The sequence below is a fragment of the Actinoallomurus acaciae genome (assembly GCF_042429965.1).
GTDB lineage: Bacteria > Actinomycetota > Actinomycetes > Streptosporangiales > Streptosporangiaceae > Actinoallomurus > Actinoallomurus acaciae.
Map to the genome: position 1 here is coordinate 1 of NZ_JBHLZP010000603.1, position 4,560 is coordinate 4,560.

General features: G+C 71.5%; 5 protein-coding genes and 1 pseudogene. 1 reads left to right on the forward strand and 5 read right to left on the reverse strand.

Going from position 1 to position 4,560, the window contains the following annotated elements; genetic code table 11:
• Positions 1-194: hypothetical protein (locus tag ACFFNX_RS43015; RefSeq protein WP_378212019.1), on the forward strand; the 194-nt coding region annotated here is incomplete at its 5' end.
• Positions 195-260: 66 nt separating this feature from the next.
• Here ACFFNX_RS43015 and ACFFNX_RS43020 read toward each other — a convergent pair.
• The 5 genes and pseudogenes from ACFFNX_RS43020 to ACFFNX_RS43040 all read right to left on the reverse strand — a co-directional run.
• The gene (locus ACFFNX_RS43020) at positions 261-833 is read right to left on the reverse strand and encodes a histidine phosphatase family protein (RefSeq protein ID WP_378212020.1); all 573 of its coding nucleotides are present in this window, start codon (positions 831-833) and stop codon (positions 261-263) included.
• Between the two features lie 39 nt (positions 834-872).
• On the reverse strand, positions 873-1,988 hold the full coding sequence (gene ald / locus ACFFNX_RS43025; protein ID WP_378212021.1) for an alanine dehydrogenase: 1,116 nt from the start codon (positions 1,986-1,988) through the stop codon (positions 873-875).
• A gap of 101 nt (positions 1,989-2,089) precedes the next feature.
• A complete protein-coding gene (locus tag ACFFNX_RS43030) occupies positions 2,090-3,562 on the reverse strand; it encodes a potassium/proton antiporter (protein WP_378212022.1) in 1,473 nt (490 codons plus the stop codon).
• Positions 3,563-3,637: 75 nt separating this feature from the next.
• Complete coding sequence (locus tag ACFFNX_RS43035) at positions 3,638-4,258, reverse strand: FMN-binding negative transcriptional regulator (RefSeq protein WP_378212023.1); 621 nt, start codon at positions 4,256-4,258, stop codon at positions 3,638-3,640.
• Between the two features lie 76 nt (positions 4,259-4,334).
• Positions 4,335-4,560 (reverse strand): annotated as a pseudogene (locus tag ACFFNX_RS43040) (hypothetical protein); the annotation flags it as partial.

Here is a 4,560-nt window from a genome sequence, read left to right on the forward strand (position 1 = left end):
CGGCCGAACCGCGGTTCACCGCGGCGCTGACGGACGGGCTCATGTGGTTCCGCCGCGACGACCCGCCGCCGGTGGTCGCCGCCACCCTCGGCGAGGCCGGAGCCCTCCACGGCGCGGCGGCCGCCGCCCTCGACCAGGTCCTCACCGAGGACGGCCTGAACGCCTGGGCGGCGGACCGCTCCGCCACAACCTGAGAGCCGGGCACCGGGGTCGATGGCGTCTGCTCGGGAGCCGGTTCCCTCCCGCCCGTCGCCGCGTCCTCAGCTCGGGGGGACGTTCCACGAGGCGATCACCGGCTGTTCGTGTTCGGTGCCCAGCGTGGAGAGCGTGCCCGTGTCGAGTCGGAACAGCCGCCCGTCGGCGGGCGGCAGGCTCAGGCGGCGGGCGGTCAGGACGCGCAGGATGTGCCCGTGGGCGGTGAGTACCACGTCGCCGTCCGCCAGCATCGGCAGTACGCGCTCCAGGACCGCGTCCGCCCGCGCTCCGACCTGGTCGACCGTCTCGCCGCCGATCACGCCGTCGCGCCACAGGTACCAGCCGGGGCGTTCCTCGCGGATCTCCGGGGTGCTCCGGCCCTCGTACGCGCCGTAGTCCCACTCCCACAGGCGCTCGTCCGTCTCCGCTCCGGTGAGCCCGGCGAGCTCCGCGGTTCGCCGGGCGCGTTCGGCCGGGCTGGTCAGCACGAGCGCGAACCGGCGGTTCGCGAGCAGCGGCGCGAGCGCGCGGGCCTGCTCCTCGCCCTCGGGCGTCAGCGGCACATCGGTACGGCCGGTGTGCCGCCCCTCACGCGCCCATTCCGTCTCACCATGCCGCAGCAGGATCAATTCCCCCATGGGCGGCACACTACGGGACGTACGCTCGCATGCGAGAAGTCAGACGAGAAGGTCGTCCAGCTCCACGTGGCCGAGGCCGTGCGCCTCGGCGACCGGGTAGCTGGCGAGGCGTCCCTCGTGCGTGCTGAGGCCCTGTGCCAGCGCCCGGTCGTCGGTCACGGCCTGCCGCCAGCCCTTGCCGGCCAGCGCGATGGCGTACGGCAGGGTCACGTTGGTCAGCGCGTACGTGGAGGTGTTGGGGACCGAGCCCGGCATGTTCGCGACGCAGTAGAAGACCGAGTCGTGCACCGTGTAGGTCGGCTCGTCGTGCGTCGTCGGGCGGGAGTCCTCGAAGCAGCCGCCCTGGTCGATGGCGATGTCGACCAGCACCGAGCCGGGCTTCATCCGGGCGACCAGGTGGTTCGAGACCAGCGTGGGCGCCTTCGCGCCGGGGATCAGCACCGCGCCGATGACCAGGTCGGCGTCGAGCACGGCACGCTCGATGGCGTACGTGTTGGACATCAGGGTCTTCAGCCGGCCCTGGTAGATCGAGTCGATGTGGCGGAGCCGGTCGATGTTCACGTCCATGATCGTGACGTCGGCGCCCATGCCGACGGCGATCTGGGCGGCGTTCAGGCCGGACACGCCGCCGCCGATGACCACGACCCTGGCCGGGGCCACGCCGGGGACGCCGCCGGGCAGCACGCCGCGCCCGCCGTTGAACTTCATCAGGTTGTACGCGCCGACCTGCGGAGCGAGCCGGCCCGCGACCTCGGACATGGGCGCGAGCAGCGGCAGCGACCGGTTCGGCAGCTGTACGGTCTCATAGGCGATCGAGGTGACACCCGAGCCGAGGAGCGCGTCGGTGCAGGCGCGCGACGCGGCGAGGTGCAGGTAGGTGAAGAGCGTCTGCCCCCGGCGCATCCGGTGGTACTCCGGCTCGATCGGCTCCTTGACCTTCAGGATCAGCTCGCCGGTCTCCCACACGTCGTCGGCGGTCTCGAGGATCTTGGCCCCGGCGCCGATGTAGTCCTCATCGGGGATGTTCGAGCCCGCGCCGGCGTCGCGCTCGACGAAGACGTCGTGGCCGTGGCGCACCAGCTCGTGTGCGCCGGCCGGCGTCATGGCGACGCGGTACTCATTATTCTTGATCTCGCGCGGTACGCCGACCCTCACGATGCCTCCCTCAATTGTGTTACCCACCAAGGGTGCGACGAGGATGACCAGAATCGCGATGAGCAGCATGTATTGCTATTCCCAAGGATGCTGACACATTGTCACGTTCCGGGGGTATTGTCCGCATTCGTGAAGACGGTTTCGAGATGCGGTGTGTCGTCCGCCAACACCAGCACCTCGTCGCCCGCCCGTATCTCGGTGCCGGACCGTACCGGGACCAGGCGGCCCTCGCGGATCACGAAGCTGACCCAGGCGTCCTCGCCGCACGGCAGGTCGTCGACGGTCGCCCCGTCGGCGGGGGAGCCCAGCGCGACCTGGTAGCGGTGCAGCCCCTCCGGCTCCTCCTGAAAGCGTACGCCGAGGCTCCAGGGCTCGGGTTCGACGACGCGCAGCGGTATGCCGAGCCGGTGCGTGAGGGTGGGGACGGTCCCGCCCTGCACGATCACCGAGAACGCCACGACCACGAAAATGATCGCGTACGCCCGCCGCGCGTCCGGCACGCCGGCCTGCACGATGAAGGTGCCGAGCAGGATCGGCACCGCGCCCTTCAGCCCCGTCCAGAGCACGAAGATCCGCTCACGCCGCCGGAGCCGGACCGGCAGCAGCACGAGCCCGACGAAGACCGGGCGGATGACGAAGGCCAGCGCGAGCGCGAGCAGCAGGCCCATCCAGATCGCCCCGCCGTGCGGCAGTTCGCGGATCTTGATCGTCAGCCCGAGCATGGTGAACGCGACGATCTCGCCGAGGCTCGCCAGCGACGAGTGGAACCGCTCGATCTCCCGTTTGTACGGCGCGCGCTCGTCGCCCAGCACGATGCCGGCCGTGAAGACCGCCAGAAAGCCCGAGCCGTGCGCCGCGGTCGCCAGACCGTAGATCACCAGGGCGCCGAAGAGCACCCGCAGCGCGTACAGGCCCCCGGAGGGGAGCGGGACGCGCCGCATGAAGGTCAGCAGGAGCAGGCCGCCCGCGACGCCGACGGCCGCCCCGATCGCCATCTGCCGGCAGAACTCGACGACGACCTCTCCGGCGGAGTGCAGGCCGGAGCCGCCCGCGCCCAGCAGCGCCACCATCAGCGCGATGCCGACGGGATCGTTCGCACCCGACTCACCCTCCAGCAGGGTGCCGGTGCGCCCGGCGATCTCCCTCCGGCCGAGCACGGAGAAGACCACGGCCGGGTCGGTGGGGGAGAGCGCGGTGCCGAGCAGCATCGCGATGCGCCAGTCGAGGCCGAACGCCTCGTGGGCCAGGACCGCCACGGCCACGGCCGTGACGACCGTGCCGGCCACGCCGAGCCACAGCGTCGCGCCGGCCGCCGAACGGAACCGGCGGCGGCCGATGTTCATGCCGCCGTCGAAGAGGATGACGGTCAGCGCGACCGTGACGATCTCCTCGACGACGGGCATCCCCACCGTGCCGAGGCCGGGCCAGACGGCGGAGGCGACCGCCGCGCACACCAGGAACATCGCCGGCGCCGGCACCCGCAGCCGCTCGCCGAACCGGCTCGAGAGCACGGCCAGGGTCCCGATCAGCGCGATCAGCAAGATGGCCCGGCCGAACGGCTCGACGTCGGTCATGGCACTGCCTTCCCATTGGGATCACCAAGGACAGCGCCGACCAGACTTCCCGGCACACCAGATTCTTAACAGTATCTATACACGCCGCAGTGCGTGCTGCCGGGCCGCGATGTCGGCCCGGGTACCGCGCTCCTCGAGGCGGTCGGCGATCTCCCGTACGTGGTCGGCCTCCTTGTTCCCGCCGTACTTGAACTTGGCCCGCACGCCGGTGACGGTCAGTTCGAGCCCGCGGATGCCCGGCATCAGCCGCCGGTCCGGGTCCTCCTCGGCCGCGACCGGGAGCCGGCCCGAACCCGGCTCGAAGTGGGCGAGCTGCCGGTCGAGGATCGCGGCCTTCTCCACGGGGTCGTCCACGACGCGGACGTCGCAGGCCAGTTGCACGGTCGCGTAGTACGACGTCGGCACGCCGCGCTCGACCGCGCCGCCGGGCGCGGTGTTCCAGTCCGAGGGGATGTAGGTGTAGTCGTCGATCACGGTGAGCAGGGCGCGCGGACGCTCTTGGAGTGGTTCCCACACCGGGTTGGGCCGCGCGAGGTGGAGCCACACGGTCCGCTCGCCGTCGAAGACGAAGTGGGTGGGGACCACGACCGGCAGATCGCGGTCGCGCCCGCCGGCGATCAGCTGTCCGAAGTCACGTCCGGCGAGCCAGGCACGCCATTCGTCGTCCTCGGCCGAGTCCCAGGGGTGTACGAGCACTGCGAACCTCCGATCGGGGGGCGATGCGGAGAAGAGTAAGGGAACGCCCGGCGGCGACCGACCCCGGCCGCCGGGATCAGGCCGGGACCTCGCGGACGTGGCCCACGATGTGCTCCGGGCGCACCGGCACCCGCGTGAGCGGCGCGCCGCAGGCGTCGCGTACTGCGGCCACGATCGCCGGCGTCGAGGACAGCGTGGGCGGCTCACCGGCGCCGCGCAGCCCGTACGGCGCGTGCGGGTCGGGATGTTCGAGGATCCGCAGGCGCATCGGCGGCATGTCGAGGATCGTGGGGATGAGGTAG

What these genes read in the sequence shown, in the direction of transcription:
- ACFFNX_RS43020 (WP_378212020.1), bottom strand. Translation starts at nt 833, where the DNA reads ATGGGGGAATTGATCCTGCTGCGGCATGGTGAGACGGAATGGGCGCGT.
- ACFFNX_RS43030 (WP_378212022.1), bottom strand. Translation starts at nt 3,562, where the DNA reads ATGACCGACGTCGAGCCGTTCGGCCGGGCCATCTTGCTGATCGCGCTG.